This is a genomic window from Vibrio sp. 10N.222.51.C5 (assembly GCF_041474575.1).
Taxonomy (GTDB): Bacteria; Pseudomonadota; Gammaproteobacteria; order Enterobacterales; family Vibrionaceae; genus Vibrio; species Vibrio crassostreae_C.
Map to the genome: position 1 here is coordinate 23,248 of NZ_JBFRUJ010000022.1, position 17,564 is coordinate 40,811.

13 protein-coding genes are annotated in these 17,564 nt (G+C 47.4%); 7 read left to right on the forward strand and 6 right to left on the reverse strand.

The features are described from left to right. Positions 1 to 75: 75 nt before the first annotated feature. From AB4558_RS08060 to AB4558_RS08070, 3 genes are all read right to left on the reverse strand, one after another. Positions 76 to 333, reverse strand: coding sequence for a YdcH family protein (locus tag AB4558_RS08060; RefSeq protein WP_009846137.1), 258 nt, complete (start codon positions 331 to 333; stop codon positions 76 to 78). Between the two features lie 201 nt (positions 334 to 534). Then, a complete protein-coding gene (locus AB4558_RS08065) occupies positions 535 to 1,524 on the reverse strand; it encodes a rhodanese-related sulfurtransferase (RefSeq protein ID WP_372074832.1) in 990 nt (329 codons plus the stop codon). A gap of 262 nt (positions 1,525 to 1,786) precedes the next feature. Next, entirely contained in the window at positions 1,787 to 2,935 is a 1,149-nt protein-coding gene (locus AB4558_RS08070) for a PLP-dependent aminotransferase family protein (RefSeq protein ID WP_372074831.1), read from the reverse strand. Between the two features lie 115 nt (positions 2,936 to 3,050). Here AB4558_RS08070 and AB4558_RS08075 point away from each other — a divergent pair, with 115 nt between their 5' ends. The 7 genes from AB4558_RS08075 (at position 3,051) to AB4558_RS08105 (ending at position 10,990) form a co-directional block, all read left to right on the forward strand. Then, on the forward strand, positions 3,051 to 3,920 hold the full coding sequence (locus tag AB4558_RS08075) for a GyrI-like domain-containing protein (protein ID WP_017077027.1): 870 nt from the start codon (positions 3,051 to 3,053) through the stop codon (positions 3,918 to 3,920). A gap of 209 nt (positions 3,921 to 4,129) precedes the next feature. After that, positions 4,130 to 5,467 carry an MATE family efflux transporter gene (locus AB4558_RS08080; protein WP_372074830.1) on the forward strand — a complete coding sequence of 446 codons (1,338 nt, stop codon included), beginning with the start codon at positions 4,130 to 4,132 and terminating at the stop codon, positions 5,465 to 5,467. Positions 5,468 to 5,687: 220 nt separating this feature from the next. After that, entirely contained in the window at positions 5,688 to 6,446 is a 759-nt protein-coding gene (locus AB4558_RS08085) for an ATP-binding cassette domain-containing protein (RefSeq protein WP_017061554.1), read from the forward strand. Beyond that, positions 6,443 to 7,294 carry an ABC transporter ATP-binding protein gene (locus tag AB4558_RS08090; protein WP_017065049.1) on the forward strand — a complete coding sequence of 284 codons (852 nt, stop codon included), beginning with the start codon at positions 6,443 to 6,445 and terminating at the stop codon, positions 7,292 to 7,294. Before AB4558_RS08085 ends, AB4558_RS08090 begins: the two co-directional genes overlap by 4 nt. Positions 7,295 to 7,342: 48 nt before the next feature. After that, complete coding sequence (locus AB4558_RS08095) at positions 7,343 to 8,854, forward strand: ABC transporter substrate-binding protein (protein ID WP_372158513.1); 1,512 nt, start codon at positions 7,343 to 7,345, stop codon at positions 8,852 to 8,854. Positions 8,855 to 8,858: 4 nt separating this feature from the next. After that, entirely contained in the window at positions 8,859 to 10,595 is a 1,737-nt protein-coding gene (locus AB4558_RS08100) for an ABC transporter permease subunit (RefSeq protein WP_372158516.1), read from the forward strand. A 152-nt stretch (positions 10,596 to 10,747) separates the two neighbouring features. Next, positions 10,748 to 10,990, forward strand: a complete 243-nt coding sequence (locus AB4558_RS08105) for a hypothetical protein (protein ID WP_372158519.1) — start codon at positions 10,748 to 10,750, stop codon at positions 10,988 to 10,990. A 121-nt stretch (positions 10,991 to 11,111) separates the two neighbouring features. On the opposite strand, the gene AB4558_RS08110 is transcribed toward AB4558_RS08105, so the two are convergent. The 3 genes from AB4558_RS08110 to AB4558_RS08120 form a co-directional block, all read right to left on the reverse strand. Continuing rightward, the gene (locus AB4558_RS08110) at positions 11,112 to 13,967 is read right to left on the reverse strand and encodes an FAD-binding and (Fe-S)-binding domain-containing protein (RefSeq protein ID WP_372158521.1); all 2,856 of its coding nucleotides are present in this window, start codon (positions 13,965 to 13,967) and stop codon (positions 11,112 to 11,114) included. A gap of 431 nt (positions 13,968 to 14,398) precedes the next feature. Beyond that, positions 14,399 to 15,538, reverse strand: coding sequence for an FMN-dependent L-lactate dehydrogenase LldD (lldD, locus tag AB4558_RS08115; protein ID WP_017065044.1), 1,140 nt, complete (start codon positions 15,536 to 15,538; stop codon positions 14,399 to 14,401). Positions 15,539 to 15,740: 202 nt separating this feature from the next. Then, on the reverse strand, positions 15,741 to 17,435 hold the full coding sequence (locus AB4558_RS08120) for an L-lactate permease (protein WP_372158525.1): 1,695 nt from the start codon (positions 17,433 to 17,435) through the stop codon (positions 15,741 to 15,743). Positions 17,436 to 17,564: the final 129 nt, after the last annotated feature.

The window sequence follows — 17,564 nt, forward strand, 5'->3', positions numbered from 1 at the left end:
TTAGATTTGCGAAGTGATGAAACCAAAAAGCCATGCGTGATGCATGGCTAAGAATAAAGTCTTGGATTGATTTTTCTATACGATCTTAAGCGCGTGATGGCGCGTGAGCTGTTTGTGTAGCGAGTCTTTGAGCTCCATGCGTTCTACTTTGAGGTTGTGCATGCTGTCGTCATCGATAGGGCTGCCAGAGATTTCTAGCTGACGGATGTCGTAGTCGAGTTGGTGGTATTTCTGCATGTCTGCTTTGAATTTTTCGTCGTCGTGGTTGAGCTGAACAATGTCTAATTTAAGATCTGGGAAATCTAAGATAAAGGCATGGTTTTCATTGAGCATTGGCACTTCCTCTCTAGTCGAATTATTAACAGTATAGAAGTAATTTTTCGAAAGAAATGTGGTTCAAAACACAAAGCCGTAAAGCGATCAAAAAAGGGCGTAAACTCGTAGGATTATCCTCGAACTTGCGCCCTTTTGTATGTATATAGCTAACTATTTATAGTTATATGTTTAGAACTATAAGAGTTTAAAGCAGAAAGTTTACTTTGCTTTCTTACCAGAGCGTTGCTGCTCTTTGTGTGCAAGCTTCTCTTTTTTGCGTTGCTCGATAAGGTGAGCAGCTTCGCCGCCTACGTGGGTTTCGCCACGAGCATTCGACAGTTGAACTTGCTTTTCACGTTCACGGAAACGGGCTTTCTGCTCGTCGCTGTGCTTATCAATACACTTAGGGCAGCTTACGCCTTTCTCGAAGTGTTTAGAGGCTTTGTCTTCGTCAGTGATTGGCAGGCGACACGCGTTACACACATCGTAACCGCTCTTTTCTAGCTGGTGGTTTACTGCAACTCGACCATCAAATACGTAGCAGTCGCCTTCCCACATACTCTCTTCTTCAGGTACCTCTTCTAGGTACTTAAGAATGCCGCCTTCAAGGTGATAAACCTCATCAAAGCCTTGCTCTTTCATGTAGGCTGTTGATTTTTCGCAACGAATACCGCCAGTACAGAACATCGCAACTTTCTTGTGCTTCTTAGGATCAAGGTTGTCTTCAACGTATTGAGGGAATTCACGGAAGGTTTCTGTGTTTGGGTTTACAGCATTTTTGAAGGTGCCGATGTCCACTTCGTAGTCGTTACGAGTATCAACCAGAATCACATCAGGATCAGAGATCAATGCGTTCCATTCGTTTGGTTTCACGTAAGTGCCGACAACGTGGCGTGGGTCGATGCTCTCAACGCCCATGGTTACGATCTCTTTCTTAAGCTTAACCTTGGTGCGGTTGAATGGTTGTTCTTCGTTGAACGACTCTTTGTAAACAACATCAGCCAAGCGAGAATCTTGTTTGAACCATTGAAGAAGGGCGTCGATAGATTCGCGCTTACCTGCAACGGTACCGTTGATGCCTTCACTCGCAAGTAACAAAGTACCGCGGATTTGGTTGGCTTCTAACACGTCGGTTAGTGGCTGGCGAATTTCTTGGTAATCATCAAGTGCTACGAATTTATACAGAGCACATACAACATATTGAGACATGGTTTTTCCTTTCTGCGAGCTGGAACGTAAATCCAGAGCGGTTGCCTGTTTTGATCAGAACTGAGTATTTCAACTTAGTTCTGTCTTGTTGGCTTATTAAAATCAGGCGCAGTATAACCAAGGCGGTGCGGGACAAAAACCAACCAAACGTAGGGCTATATAACGCCTTTTTTATTGTGGATTTATGGTTTGAGGAACGAAAAAGCCCTGCTGTACAAATACAGCAGGGCTTGGTGTTGAATCTGTCTTACTTAATCAGCGATTACGCTTGGTTAAGTACTTCCGCTAAGCGTTTCACCGCTTCAGTCAGCTCTTCTGGTTTAGCGTTAGTGAAGTTTAAGCGCAGTGCAGCTTTTGCTTCATCAGCCTTTGGATAAAATACTGGGCTTGGTACAACCGCCACACCATTCGATAATAGAGTTTTAGCCAATTCGAAGGTGTCGCACTCTGGGATCTCAACCCAAATGAACATCCCGCCATCGACGGCTTTTAACACGCAATCTGCAGGCAGTTGTTTCTCTAGCTCTGAGAACAGCACTTCATAACGAGACTTGTACAGGGTGCGAATGTTCTCCATGTGTACGCCAAAGTCTTCATGTTTTAGAAGACCAACAAGCAGTGCTTGCATGGGTACACTTGAGTGTAAGTCAGCGCCTTGCTTCACTTTGATCAGTGGTTCAAGGTAGCTGCGTTTACCTGTTACCGCGCCAATACGTAGACCTGGCGATGCAATCTTAGAGAATGAACGAAGAACGATAGAGTTATCAGGGCAGAACGAAGAAACCAACGGCAGTTCTGTACCTGTGAAACGCAGCTCACGATATGGTGCATCTTCAATGAATGCCACGTTGTATTTGATACACAGCTCAGCGACTTTTTGACGAGTTTCTGTTGCCCAGCACACGCCGGTTGGGTTGTGGAAATCAGGCACGGCATAGAACATCTTCGGTGATTGCTGTGCAAAGCACGTTTCCAGTTCATCTAGGTTCGGGCCAAATTCAGTTTGAGACACGGTCGCAATGTTTGCTTGAACTAGGCCAAACACCTGCATCGCACCTAAGTAGCTTGGCGCTTCCATCACAACCACATCACCTGGATCGACATACGCACGCGCAATCAAATCCAAACCTTGCTGAGAGCCAGTACAAATCATTACCGTGTGTGACTCTGGCAATTGGTAGCTTTGTGTTAGGTGGTCAAGCAACGGGCCGTAACCGGCAGTAGAGCCGTATTGGAAAACTTCAGACATGTTCGCTAGGTTTTCTAGCGTTGGCTTCATTAAATCGATTGGGAATGTTTTCTCGTCCGGTAAACCGCCGGCCAATGAGATGACATTTGGATCACTTGCGGCTGCGAGGATCTCTCGAATGTATGAAGATTGAATCTGTTGTAATGACTGTGCGATTTCCATGTGTTGTGTCTCGTCGTTTATCGTTTTTATTCTATCGCTTGATATTACACGGCAATTGTAAAAACAAGCGTGTCCGTTTATGCTCTTAAACATGTCCATTTATGCTATTTAAACGATGTCACGTCAACACATATCGCGAATCAATGATGTCCTGTTCCATATTCACCAAGACATCAGTCAGCCTTTGTCTGCCAAAGAGTTATCTGAGATAGCGGCCTATTCAGAACAGCACTTTCATCGCACCTTTAAAAGCGTGGTCGGGGAGTCGTTGCATCAATATATCCGACGCACTCGAATGGAGTATGCAGCCAACCAATTGATGTTTGATACCAGCTCGTCAGTGGTCGAGATCGCCCATAAATGTGGCTTTAGCTCGGTGTCTTCGTTTAGTCGAGCATTTAAAGCGACCTTTAATATGTCGCCCGGAGAATGGCGTAAGCATGATTTACAAGTAGCAGAAAAACCCTATTTAAAAGATCCCGAAGTGGCGGCGGGCTATTTGAATGTTGCGCAGCGAGTGTTACCTGAACCTAAGATTATTGAAGTGCCTGAACGGATGGCGGCCTATGTTCGACATACGGGATATAATCGATCCATTCGCAATGCGTGGTTGATATTGAAAGCGTGGGCGAATTCGGAACAGCGTGATTTCTCGAGCCAATTTGGTTTGCATCACTCAAACCCTGCTTGGGTTGAGATGGATCAGTGCCGCTATGTGGCGTGTATCGCGATTGATGAGCCGATTAAGTATCGTAGCGTAGTTAATCAGATGGTGATTCCGGGCGGCTTACACGCTGTGTTTCGACTAAATGGCCGCTATGGAGAACTGCTACCACAGATCAGTATGGTGTTAGAAAAGTGGCTACCCACATCTGGTTTCAAACAGCGCTCGACTCCCGCGTATGTGCATTATCATCAGAATCATTTTCTCAACACCGATGAAGTGTTCGAACTCGATTTCTACCTTCCCGTGAGCTTTTACTAATCGATGGTTGTGCTGTTTTGTTGAACCAGACTTTGATCTTTTGTTGAGACAAATTAGCACAACCAATAGCAGCTAACGATTTTATGCAGTTGGCCTAAGATAAAGATGCTTTGTTGATAATCTACTCTAAGTAAATGATGACAACGTACGGATTAAACGATAGCATTTCGTTCTAATTGCAAATAGTTCTTAATATCACTCGATAGAATATGACCATTACCCACAAAGATTATCTGAAAATCGCTTTCCCTTTCATCATCTCAACGGTGACACAACCTCTGTTAGGTGCTGTGGATACCGCTGTTATTGGCCAACTTGGTATTGCTGAATTGATTGGTGGCGTAGCGATCGGCACCATCATTATGAACACCATGTATTGGTTGTTTGGTTTTTTCCGTGTCAGTACCACGGGCCAAAGTGCGATGGCACTGGGTAAGGGAAACCGCACTGATTTGGCGGGTAGCTTGATGCGTCCGTTTGTGCTGTCTGGTTTAGTGGGTTTGATCTTTATCTTGATACAACCACTCATCTGGCAAGGCGCAATGTGGGTGATAGAGCCTGAAGCCAATGTAGCCGAGCACGCGCATATCTACTTCAGTATTTTGATTTATGGCGCGCCTTTCGTGTTGCTTAACTACACCATTATTGGTTGGTTAATGGGACAGGCGAAAGCCAAAGACGTTCTTTATACACAAGTGTTTGGTAATGTGTTGAACATTGTCTTGGATGCGGTGTTTGTACTTTATTTCGATTTGGGTGTCGCAGGTGTGGCTTACGCAAGTTTGATTGCACAAGTTACCACCTTTGCGATTGGTGTGACCTTGGTGATGAAGACCAGCAATATCTCGGTCTCTGAGTTCCTGCAAGGCTCGAAGATGACCAAGAAAGACCTATCGACAATCATCTCTTCGAATACTGATCTATTGCTTCGCACCATTTGTATCTTGGTGTTCTTCAACATGATGGCGCGTACTGGCTCTAAACTGGGTACCGATGTTCTAGCGGCTAACGCGATCTTGATGCAGGTGACTTTCATAGTCAGTTACATGTTTGACGGCATTGCCAACGCATCAAGTGTATTTGCGGGTAAAGCGGTGGGACAGAAGAATCCTTCAATGTTGGATCGAGTATTAAGGCTTAACTTCCAATGGACGGCAGGTTTCATTGCTGCGCTGACGCTTTTAACCCTGATATTCAAAGACATGATTGTTTTCTTGTTTACCGATATTCCAGCGCTGGTTACCTTGTATCAAGAGATGGCCCCGTGGCTGATTGTGTTCCCGCTAGTGGCTGGCTTTGGCTTAACGGTTTACGGCATCTTTACCGGAACGGGAACCACGCGTCCGGTTAGAGACTCAAGCATCGTGGCTTTGTTGGTATTCTTAGCGGTACAGGCATTCACCATCGATATTTGGGGCAATCATGGTTTGTGGCTTGCGTTTACTCTGTTCTATCTTGGGCGTATTGCGTTCCTGTATCCGTTCATCGCACAAGTTAAGCAGAAGTGTTACCCAGTCAAAGATGCAGTACAGGGTGCCATTAACTAAGCTGTCTAATTGCCATCTTTAATACATTATTAATATTTTATGAAAGCGCTTTACTATTTTTATACGATAAATTTGGTGAGCGCTTTTTTGTATGTAATGACTCACTATAAATGGTCAATAAAATTGTAAGTAAAACGCGATACAGTTCAATGTCCGCTTTTCATCGCCTCAGCTAAATGATAATGTTGTTATGTTATAACATCTATCTGTGAGTATCTGCGTGAACGCCCCACTTTTGTCTGTTGACCACCTAACGATCAAAACCTCTTCGAGAACCCTTTTCCAAGATATCCACTTCGATGTTTATCGCGGTGAGCTGTTGGCGATCATGGGACCGTCAGGCATTGGTAAGTCGATGCTTTCTCGCGCTATTGCCGGGTTTCTGCCAGAGACGATTGAAGTTGAAGGTCATATTTCTCTATCTGGTGAAGCTGTGTGTGGTTTGCCTATGTTGCAAAGAACTGCCACACAGCGCCCCGCAGTTATCTTCCAAGATGCGCTTCAAGCTTTGAACCCTCTGGTTTCAATAGAAGGTCAACTCTGCCTTGCCTTGACGGGAACTCGCACTAAGCTTAAATCAAAAGAAAAAATTCAAATTACCGAGTTGCTGAATCAACTTGGTTTTCCTAATCCAGAAACCATCTTGCCGTTGTACCCGAGCCAAATTTCGGGTGGGCAACGCCAACGTGTGTGTATTGCGATTGGCTTGCTGAGTAACGCCGATATTATCATCGCCGATGAACCAACCAGTGCGTTAGATCCGGTGACAGAGCAAGAGATACTTAAGCTGATTCGACACAATGTTAAACAGCGTCAAATTGGTGGTTTACTCATCACCCATGACCTGCATAGCGCGTTGGCGTGTGACAAGCTGTTAGTCATCGATGATGGTGGTGTGGTGGCTTACGGTGCACCGAAACATGCACTTGAGTCGAGCTCTCACGCTTTCTGCTGTTCATTGAGAGACTTAATCGAATGAGCTCGACCTTATCACTAAACTCAGAAGCCTCGCCATTAATGCCAGTGACTGATTCAGAAACACAAACACCGATAGAGATTAAGTTCGACAATGTGAGTGTTCACTACTACTCCGTACCAAGTTGGTTGGGTGGTAAAGCGTTCAAAGCGCTACAGAACATAGACCTTAATGTTGAAGACAAAAGCCTAGCAATTGTTGGGCGTTCTGGTGCCGGTAAATCAACGTTAATTGAACTGCTATTTGGCCTTAAAGCGCCAACCGTTGGTCAAATAAACTTGTTCGGTTATTCGCTCCCAATTCGCGATAGCAAAGCGCAAGCAACGGTGTGTCGCTTGATTCAATTGGTGCCTCAAGAGCCCCACACTAGCCTCAACCCTTACTATACCGTTCGACAGATCTTAGCCGAACCTCTAAGTAACTTAGATGTTTCGGGTAATCATGAAGCCATCATTGAAGAGGCGCTTTCAGACGTTGGATTGCCTGCCAGTTTGCTCTTACTGAAACCTAATCAGCTTTCTACAGGTCAAGCTCAACGTGTGGCTATTGCTCGGGCTCTTGTCGTTAGACCCGCAGTGCTGGTGGCCGATGAACCTACTGCCAGCCTTGACCCAGTGAATCGCCAAAGGTTGTTGGACTTGGTTAATTCATTAAAAAAGAAGCGCGATATGCGCCTTATTTTGGTTACTCACGATTTAGGTGCCGCAAAAGCCCTTTGTGAAGAAATACTGGTACTCGACCATGGTGAAATGGTGGAGCACGGACCGACCGATCAAGTGATGAGTAAACCTGCTCATCCTGCGACTCAGATGCTGATCGAGTCTCAGCCTCTTTCGAAATCTACTTGTTAAACACAACCTTATTTATTAAAAAAATACAGCTACAGAGAAAAAATAATTATGCGTTTTAATTCAATCAAACTGGCTTGCACGCTTGCGTTGGCTCTGCCTTTGACGGGCTGTTTTGACTCTCAACCAGGGTCTAGCGATGCCGCAGTAAAATCTGAAATCCGAGTTGCGATGATGCAACCACCAAGAACGGGCCTATCGCCACTTTCTGATGACGCGTTCAAACTATCACGTTGGAGCACGGCTGAAACGTTAGTGAACTTGAGCCCAACCTCAGAAGCAGAACCAATGCTAGCAACGGATTGGAAACATCTTGATCCTCTGACTTGGCAGTTCACGATTCGCCAAGGCGTTAAATTCCACGATGGCTCTACATTAACAGCAGAATCCGTAGTGAACTCTTTGCAGAAAGCGCTTGAGGCTGCACCTAAGCCACGCATTCTAGATGGTGTCGATCTCGAAGTGAAAGCGATGGACAACTACCGCGTAGAGATCAAGACCAGCTTTGATGACCCTCTTCTACCAAGCCGTTTATCAAGCCCTCAATTAGCGATCCTAGCAGCAAGTGCTTATCAAGAAGATGGTCGTGTTAGTCCAATTGGCGCAGGTACTGGCCCGTTTGAGCTGACTGAAATCAACGGCACAACCAGCGCGAAACTGAAACGTTTTGACGGCTACTGGGGCGAAAAAGCGCAAGTAGAATCTGTAATTGCAGAATACGTTCCTAATGGTTTTGCTCGTGCTGCAGCACTGAGAACCGGCACGGCTGACGTCGTTGAAGCGGTACCCGTTTCACAAATCGCGACCATTGATCCGAACCTACTTTACGAAGTGGCAATGCCTCGTACTAATACGCTTTACCTGAACAACAAGTCAGGCGTATTTAGCGATATTGAACTGCGTAAGGTAGCGGCAGCTGCAGTAGACCGTGAGCAGATCGTGAATACTGTTTATGAAAACCACGCGGATATCGCGCAAGGCCTATTAGGTCCTGCACTTGCTTGGGCTGAACCAATTCGACCTGAAGGTCAGGCAGTTGACAAAACGCTAAAAGCGAACGGCGAAAGCATTGTTATCGGTACCTTTACCGACCGTGCAGAGCTTCCAGAAGTGGCAGCGCTACTGAAGCAACAACTTGAAGCGGCTGGTTTCAAGGTTGAGCTGGATATTCGTGAATACGCTCAGATCGAGAACGATGCGCTATCTGGTAAGTTCGACGCGTTTATCCTTTCTCGTGCAACGGTTCTAGATTCGGGTGACCCAGTGGCTTACATGATGAGCGACTTTGGTTGTAAGGGTTCATTCAACCTTGGCCAGTTCTGTTCTCAAGAGGTAGATAAAGCACTGAATCACGCTGACCTACAACCGCTAGGTGCGCTGCGTCAGCAAGCGATCATCGAAGCTGAACAAAAAATCCTTAACGATTTCGCGGCTATCCCGCTGCTTCACGAACGTGTGATTCAAGGTGAAAGTGAGCGTGTAAGCAATGTCGTTCGTGACCCAAGTGAACGTCGCTTGGTTGATCAAACGACACAAGTTAACCCGGCAACACAGGCTAACTAAATAAATGTTATCTGCTGAGACTCTGCGTCGAACTCTATTTATCTTGACGCCTTGGCTATCAAGAATCGCCTCACTGATTGTGGTGGTGATTCTTGTTGGTTTGATGCCTGACATTGCAGGCATCGATCCAAGCCAATCTATTCTGCGGGCTAGGGCGGGGCAACAACACCTGCTTACGCCTGAAGCTTTAGCGGCGGTACGCGCTGATCTTCAGCTTGACCGTTCAGCTATTGAGCGCCTGCTCGACTGGGTAGGAAGTGCTTTTTCAGGTGATCTAGGTGAATCATGGATTGATGGTTCCTCGGTTGCATTAAGCATTCAAAAAACAGCATCTACGTCTCTGTTTTTGATGTCTAGCGCATTGGTGATGACTTTCGTACTGTGTGGTGCAGGCCTGCTTGCCACCTTACGCAGTTGGAAGAAGGGCAAGCTGGGGCAGAGCTACAGCAGTTTAAGTACGGTATTAATATCGTTGCCAGAGTACGTAGTGGCCTCGGTATTAATACTGGTGTTCTCTATCTGGTTAGGTTGGCTGCCGCCGTATGGTTGGCAAGGTTGGCAAGACATCTGGCTACCGAGCTTAGCGCTTGCATTGCCTGCCAGTGGTCTGTTTAGTCGCCTACTCAGAGACAGTTTACAACGCGTTTTAAATGAACCTTGGGTGATCACCTGGCTCAGTGCCAATGTTCACTCCAACCAAATTATTCGCTTTGCGCTGAAAAGAGCGCTGAGCAGCCTGATCCCACAAATCGCGATGATCGTGATTGGTTTGACTGGTGGCGCGGTCGCGGTTGAGCTTATCTTCTCGATTCCGGGTATCGGGCGCATGATCTTAGGCGCAGCTAAGGCGCAAGATTTACCAATTCTGCAGGGCGGCTTATTGGTATTGCTGCTGTTTTCAATTGCTGTGAGCAGCATGAGCTTGTTTGTTCAGCAGTTGATTCTGGGTCACAGCCTGAAAAGCGGTAAGCTGATTAGTAGCCACTCTTCGTTTCGTTTTACACAAAGCCGCACCAAGCGTGCTGTTGCTTTTTCAATACTCTCATTCCTGATTTCAATCGTGGTTTGGGCTGCATTTCGTGACCCATACACCAGTCAATTTGCTCGCTTAGCGGATCCGAGTTGGCAAGCACCTTTGGGCGCAGATGGCATTGGTCGAGACCTACTGGCGAGAATTGGTTCTGGTATGATTGCGACCTTCCAAGCCGGCATATTGGCAACGTTCTTGAGCTTGGTGACGGGCATCATCATGGGTTTCAACACCCGCTTTAGCCAAGGCCTTATCGAGATCACTAAGGGTATCCCATACATCATTGCAGGCTTGCTTGTTGCAGGCTTAACGGGGATGAATCCGAACAGCGCATTAATCGCGATTGTATTGGTGTCGTGGGCGCCGCTAGCTGCACACTGCTCAAGCTTGATCGTAGAAGCCAAGGCTCAACCTTATACACACCTCGCGCCACTATGGGGCACCAGTAAGCTTAGAATCTTCCGTTTCTACTTGCTTCCGTATGTGTTGCCACCGTTGTTAAGACACGCGATGTTGAGGCTACCGGTTATCACTCTAAGTCTGACCTCGCTGAGCTTCATCGGATTAGGGGCAAAGCCACCAACACCTGAATGGGGTTTGATGATCGCAGAGAACCTTCCATACATTGAGCGCGCGCCATTAGCAGTCATGGGGCCAATTGTTGGGCTGATCTTGTTGGGTGCAGCCATTAACTTGATGTTTGATGACTAACGTAAAGATCCGGTCGCTGAGGTTTCTAAATTGACGATCCGATTGGGTATTCGATTTAGCATTTATGTTGTAACCTTAGCCCTGCTTTTTAGAGACGCTTTTTGATCGGCTCGAAAGTTAAACAGGCCCTAGTTAAGTGTAAAGGATTCAACATGTATCTCGTTTTGTATTGCCACAATATTGGTATGACCGACTTTTCTTTCTTTGAGACGGAAGATTTCGATAAGGAAGATGGCTATATCGTGCGAGGCAAATGGCCGAACGAGAAAGCGTTCCGTGATTACTTAACCAAAGAGTTTGGTGACATGAACGAGTTCCAAGTGATCGACTTAATCGCCAAAGGCTCAGAAGCAGAACACTACTCGCCAGAAGAGTTGGTGCGCTTAGCTCAGTAGCCGCTAGCTCAGCAATATCTAGCTCGGTAATACGTTTTAAATCGAATAAACAAATGGCAGCCTGATTGGGCTGCCATTTTTCGTTTTAAGCTAGAGCACGTTGCTCGCAGTATGAGTGGATCTACTGCGCCACTTCGTCCACCAAGTACAAGATTGATTGATATGGAATGCCACTGTGATGCGATAAACCGATTTCACAAGTTCGGCTGTTGCTGAAGCCGCGAGTGCAGTTGCTTGGCACTTGCTCCTTAAGTGGGTGGACTGCTGCTTCATTCAGTTCTGGTGTAGTGAAGCCTTTGTCACCCGCCCAGCCACAACATTGAATATGTTCTGGAACAATCACTTCTTCGGTACAGGCTTTAGCAAGGTTTAACATCGCTCCTTCTAAGCCCATTCGGCGAGAGCTACAAGTGACATGCAGCATCACGGTCTCTTTAAGTGGCTCAAGCGTCAGGTGCTCTAGCAAATATTGATTCACAAACCCTGTTGGCTCTAACACCTCTAATGGCTTGGTGAACTGTTCAATACTGCGTTTAGCACATGGGCTGGTATCCATCAATATTGGGTATTCACCCTGACGACTGGCTTGCCATAGCACTTCTTCCAACTGCTGAGCCTTCGACTGTGCTAAGTCGGTCATTCCTTTGCTGTCGTAAGGCATACCACAGCATTGGTCATCTAGCTTCTTCGGTAGAATTACCTCGAATCCTGCCTTGTTGAGCAAAGACATGGTCACTTCAGTAAGAGGACGTTGGTCGCCCGCATCGCTTTGTTGCCCCATGGTTCGACTTGCACAGGAAGGGAGGTAAACCACCTTCTTATGATTGCTTGAAGATTCTGCCGTCACGGGTGATGAGGCAAGCGAGTGACTGTTGGACTGCGGCATCTCTGGCATCCAAACAGGCGTTGCGCCTTTGGTCACTGAGCGCAGGCCATTGGTAAGCTTACCGACCGTGTTTGCCCCCAAGACCTTACTCGCTACTTGATTGGTTTTGAGGCCTGCTTTGGTCAGCTTCGTGGTGGTCGAGAAATGATCCGCTGTCCACTTAGCAATTGGAGTGAACTTTTCATATTTAGCGATACGAAGCTTCTTCACTAAATCGCCAGTGTTGATGCCTACAGGGCAACGCTCGGCACACAGGCCTGTTGCGGCGCAGGTATCAATACCTTGGTATTCAAACGTCTTCTCTAGCTCGCTTGCTTCTATCTCTTCTCCTGCCGCACGACGGCGTTGTAGCTCGCGATATAAAACAATACGTTGGCGAGGTGATAGAGTCAGCGTACGAGACGGACACACAGGCTCACAGAATCCACATTCGATACAGCGGTCGACAAGGTCATCGGCAGCAGGCATTGGCTTCAGGTCTGTGATGTGGGAGTTTGGATTGTCGTTGATGATAACGCCGGGGTTAAGCAGCCTTTCTGGGTCAAACAGCGCTTTGATCTGTTGCATCAAGGCATAGCCATCTTTGCCCCATTCCAATTCCACATAAGGTGCCATGTTTCGGCCCGTGCCGTGTTCCGCTTTCAGTGAACCTTGATACTTCACTGCAACTAGCTCGGCAACGTCATCCATGAAACCGCCGTAACGGTCGATCTCTTCTTGGCTGTCGAAGCCTTGGGTAAACACAAAATGAAGGTTGCCTTCGAGTGCATGGCCGAAAATGATCGCTTCGCTGTAGTCGTATTTATCGAACAACTCTTGCAGCTCTCGAATACCGTTAGCCAGGTTTTCAACAGGGAAAGCCACGTCTTCGATGATAACGGTTGTGCCAACTTCACGAACGGCCCCAACTGCTGGGAACATGCCTTTTCGAATGCCCCACAGGGTTGCAACAGTCTTTGGATCGGACGTAAAAGGGACCGATTCAACAATCGTGTAATCAGCCAATGCATCCAAAATTGATTTACATTGTAAATCTAAGTCCTGCTGGGAGCTGGCGTGTGATTCCACCAAAATAGCCGCCGCTTCTAAATCTAGGTTTGGCATAAACGCAGGCATACCCGGTTTATCCGCGACAGAACGTAGCGCCCTGCCGTCCATCAACTCAACGGCTGCAACCGGAGTTTTGGATAATGTAGTTACGGCTTTACTTGCTTGCTCGATGTCGGCAAACACCAACAGAGCAGAGGCTTTGTTCGGGTGTTCAATCACCGTGTTGTAAGTGATCTCGGCGATGAAGCCTAGCGTGCCCTCTGAACCGATCATCAGGTGTTTAATGATTTCGATTGGGTCGTGGTAATCGACCAAGGCATTGAGTGCGTAGCCCGTGGTGTTTTTAAGGCGATACTTGTGGCGGATTCTGTCGGCGAGTTCTTGATTTGAGCTGGTTTGACGGTGTAATTCAGCAATACCATCAAACAGCGTTTTGTGTGACTGCTTGAATGATTCAACGCTAGCACTGTCTGCGGTATCGAGCAGGGTGCCATCGCTCAATACGACTTTCATGCTTTCGACCGTGCGATAGGAGTTCTGCGCAGTACCACAACACATGCCACTGGCGTTGTTCGCGGCAATACCACCAATCTTACAGGTGTTGATAGAGGCTGGATCTGGGCCGATTTTACGTTGGAACGGGGCAAGATATTTATTGGCATCCGCGCCAATTACACCGGGCTGAAGAATGATTTGATTGCCGTTGTCGACAATTTCATGGCCACGCCAGTCGTCGGTCAGTGTGATGAGTACCGAGTCTGAAACCGCTTGCCCTGAAAGGCTGGTGCCCGCGGCGCGAAAGGTAAAATGAATACCGAGTTCGCGACAGCTTTGAATGGTGAATATGACTTCGTCTAAGTTCTTGAGCCTTAGAACCATTTTCGGCACCAAGCGATAAAAACTCGCATCGGTGCCGTAAGCCAATCGCTTTGCCTCTTGCGTGACAATGCGTTCTGTTTCTATTTTTTGAGCCAGTATCGCTTCAAGCTGCTGATAAGCTTGTGCGTCTATTACTCGCTCATGGGATGTGTTTGTCTCCATCTTTGCTTCCTTGTGCTTCTTATTTGGCACTGTTCAGGGCGTGTTGAACTTTCGCGGTTAAATTTTGTTCGAGTCAAAAGCGTTTTAATCGCGGCGAAGGGGAAGTAGCCTAGTCACTCTAAGCAAATCCCCCTCAACAAAGAGTAAAACGCTTTTTGCGGGGGCGCCCAGCTCGAACCCTTCGGGCAGCGTTTGCTGACCATTTCTACTACGTTATCGGCTTCTCATGTAGGCTAGCTACACATCGACGCCTCTGCCTTGTATAAATACCCAGCAACTCGCTGCAAAAATCAGCTCGAAAGATCAACACGCCCTAGCTTTTTATTTTATTTTCCAGTGCTTAAACGGTGTCACAACGGTAGTGGAATTGCTGTGACACCGATTGAACTTCAGCCTAAGTAGACCAAAGCATGAGTCTGAATCGTGGAGATTTAATCTAACCCCACCAAAGATTCACGAGTTAAGTCTTTGATTGTCTTTGCGCCAGTTAATGTCATGGCAACGCGCATCTCTTTGTCGTAAAGGTCGAGTAGGTTCTCAACGCCGGCTTGTCCTTGAGCTGCTAATGCGTATACGAAAGAGCGGCCAAGCAAGGTGCAGTCTGCGCCAAGTGCCATCATGCGAACCACATCTAAGCCCGTGCGAATGCCTGAATCGACCAGAATCTTGGTGTCGCCTTTCACTGCATCAGCAATCGAAGGCAGCGCTTTGGCACTTGATAGAACGCCGTCAAGCTGACGACCACCGTGGTTTGAAACCACGATACCGTCTGCGCCAAATCTCACCGCGTCTTTTGCATCTTCTTCGTCGAGAATGCCTTTGATGACCATTGGGCCGTCCCAGAAATCACGAATCCACTCTAGGTCTTTCCATGAAATCGACGGATCGAAGTTGTCACCTAACCAACCGATGTAGTCTTCCAGCTTGGTAGGAGAACCACGGTAAGTAGAGATGTTGCCGAGATCATGGGGTTTACCCAGCAAGCCGACATCAACTGCCCAACTAGGATGACGCATAGATTGGAATACGCGGCGTACTGCTGCATTTGGTCCACTCATTCCGGAATGCATGTCACGGTAGCGTGCCCCGGGTACGGGCATATCCACGGTGAAGACCAGTGTTGTGACGCCAGCGGCTTTAGCGCGTTCAAGAACGTTCTTCATGAAGCCACGGTCTTTTAACACGTAAAGTTGGAACCACATTGGGCGTTCAATCTTAGGTGCAACTTCTTCAATCGGACATACCGACACGGTCGACATGGTAAAAGGGATGCCTTTGTTGTCTGCGGCTTTGGCGGCTTGTACTTCACCGCGTCTTGCGTACATACCCGTTAAACCAACAGGCGCCAGTGCAATTGGCATCGCTAGCTTCTCGCCAAATAACTCGGTTTCTAAATTTAGGTCCGACATGTCGTTGAGTACGCGTTGTTTTAGCGCAATCTCAGCAAGGTCAGCCGTGTTGCGGCGTAGGGTATGTTCTCCGTAAGAGCCACCATCAATGTAGTGGAAAAGAAACGGTGGTAATTTCGCTTTTGCTGCGGCGCGGTAATCAGTCGATGCGGATATGATCATAATTTCAGTCCTAAATTCTTGGGATGTTGCTCTTCTTTGAGAGCTTGGTTTGGGCTGTTTTAATTCGGGAAAATGGCGTTAATACCCGTGGGTGTTGATGTGTTCTAGTATCCATCCCGGAACTCATCAACTGTCTTATTAGACGGTGTCGCTGTCGGGGAATTGAGTATTAACGCCAAGTGCTTTTGTAACGACTTATGGTCTACATAAGTGCGTCTGTCATATTGAAGCCGTAGATAACCACTAGGCCGATGATGCCCGTCATCACTAAGTAATAGAACGTAGGGATAACGGTTTTACGTAGTGTTGCACCTTCACGTCCTAGTAGGCCTACCGTTGCCGAAGCGGCTACCACGTTGTGAATCGCAATCATGTTACCGGCTGCTGCACCAACGGCTTGTAGGGCAACAACGACTGCACTCGAGATAGTCAGGGTCTGCGCTACTTCGAATTGGAACTGGCTGAACATCATGTTTGAAACTGTGTTCGAACCTGCAATGAAGGCACCTAACGCTCCAACAGTGGCACTCAATGCTGGGAATGCGCTGCCAACTAAGTCCGCGGCGAAGTTGGCTGTTGTTACAGGCATACTTGCTAAGTCAGCTGCGTTCACACCAGAGTTGATGAAGATACGAACCATAGGGATGGTGAACACCAGTACGAAACCTGCACCAATCAGTGTTTTACTTGATTCACCGAATGCTTTCGCTAGTGGCGCAGCGCTGCGGCCTTGAATCAGAACAGCAACCAGCGCAACAAATACTAGGATACCGCCCGGCAGATAAAGAGGTTGAATCGCTGTGCTTACGCCAGTCTCACCAAGGATGTTGCTGAATGAAAGGCTAACGCTCTTCAGTAGGCCTTTGAACTCAGGGCTCACACGGCTAGCAACCAGAGTTACAGCGAGCAGCACGTAAGGTGCCCATGCCATCGCCATGCTCATTTTCTTATGGTTTTGATTGTTGTCATCAAGGTCGATTTTCAGAGAACCTAACCATTCTGCAGGCCACTTGTCTTCACTCTCGAAATCCCATTTTGATTTTGGAACGAGGAAGCCACGTTTTGCTGCAGTAACCACAATTGCTAGGCCGACTAGACCACCAATTAGAGATGGGAACTCAGCACCTAGGAAGACACCTGTTAGTGCGTAAGGGATGGTGAACGCTGCACCAGCAAACAGTGCGAACGGTAGAATGTCTAAACCTTCTGTCCAACTTTTGTTCTTACCGAAGAAGCGAGTCAGCATCATTGCCATTAGTACTGGCATCATCACACCCACTGAGGCGTGAATCAGTGCCACACTTGAGGTGATTTGTTGCAGGTAAGCGTCCCAAGTAGAACCGTGAGCAATCAGGCTTTCACCGATGTTGTGCGTGTCCAAACCTTTGTTCACACCAACGATGATAGGTGTACCTACCGCACCGAACGATACTGGTGTCGATTGGATCATCATGCCCATCAGTACCGCAGCAAGCGCAGGGAAGCCGATAGCAACCAGTAGCGGCGCTGCAATAGCTGCAGGTGTGCCGAAGCCAGATGCCCCCTCAATGAAGGAGCCGAAACACCAAGCGATGATGATCGCCTGAACACGACGGTCAGCGGAAATGTCCGTGAAGCCGTTACGGATGGTGGTGATAGCTCCGGTGTGTTTCAAAGTGTTTAATAAGAAGATGGCGCCGAACACAATCCAGAGAACCGACACGGTAATGCCGAAGCCTTGAAATACAGAAGCTAGCACGCGAGTGCCAGACATATCCCAAGCAAATAGGGCAATAGCAACGGTTAATGCAAATGCCACTGGCATCGCTTTTTTCGCAGGCCAGTTCAGGCCGACCAGCAGAATCGCTGCAACAACTATTGGTGAAAAGGCCAATAGAGCTAGTAGAGTTTCACTCATGGGTACTTCCTCGTACTGTTTTCAAACGTTCATGTTTGAAGTAGATAACACGTTATGGGTTGTCATTTTTGATTCGCTATTGGCCTCTAAGCGGGAACCATTTAGGTGCGAATCTTGTAATTGGAATGA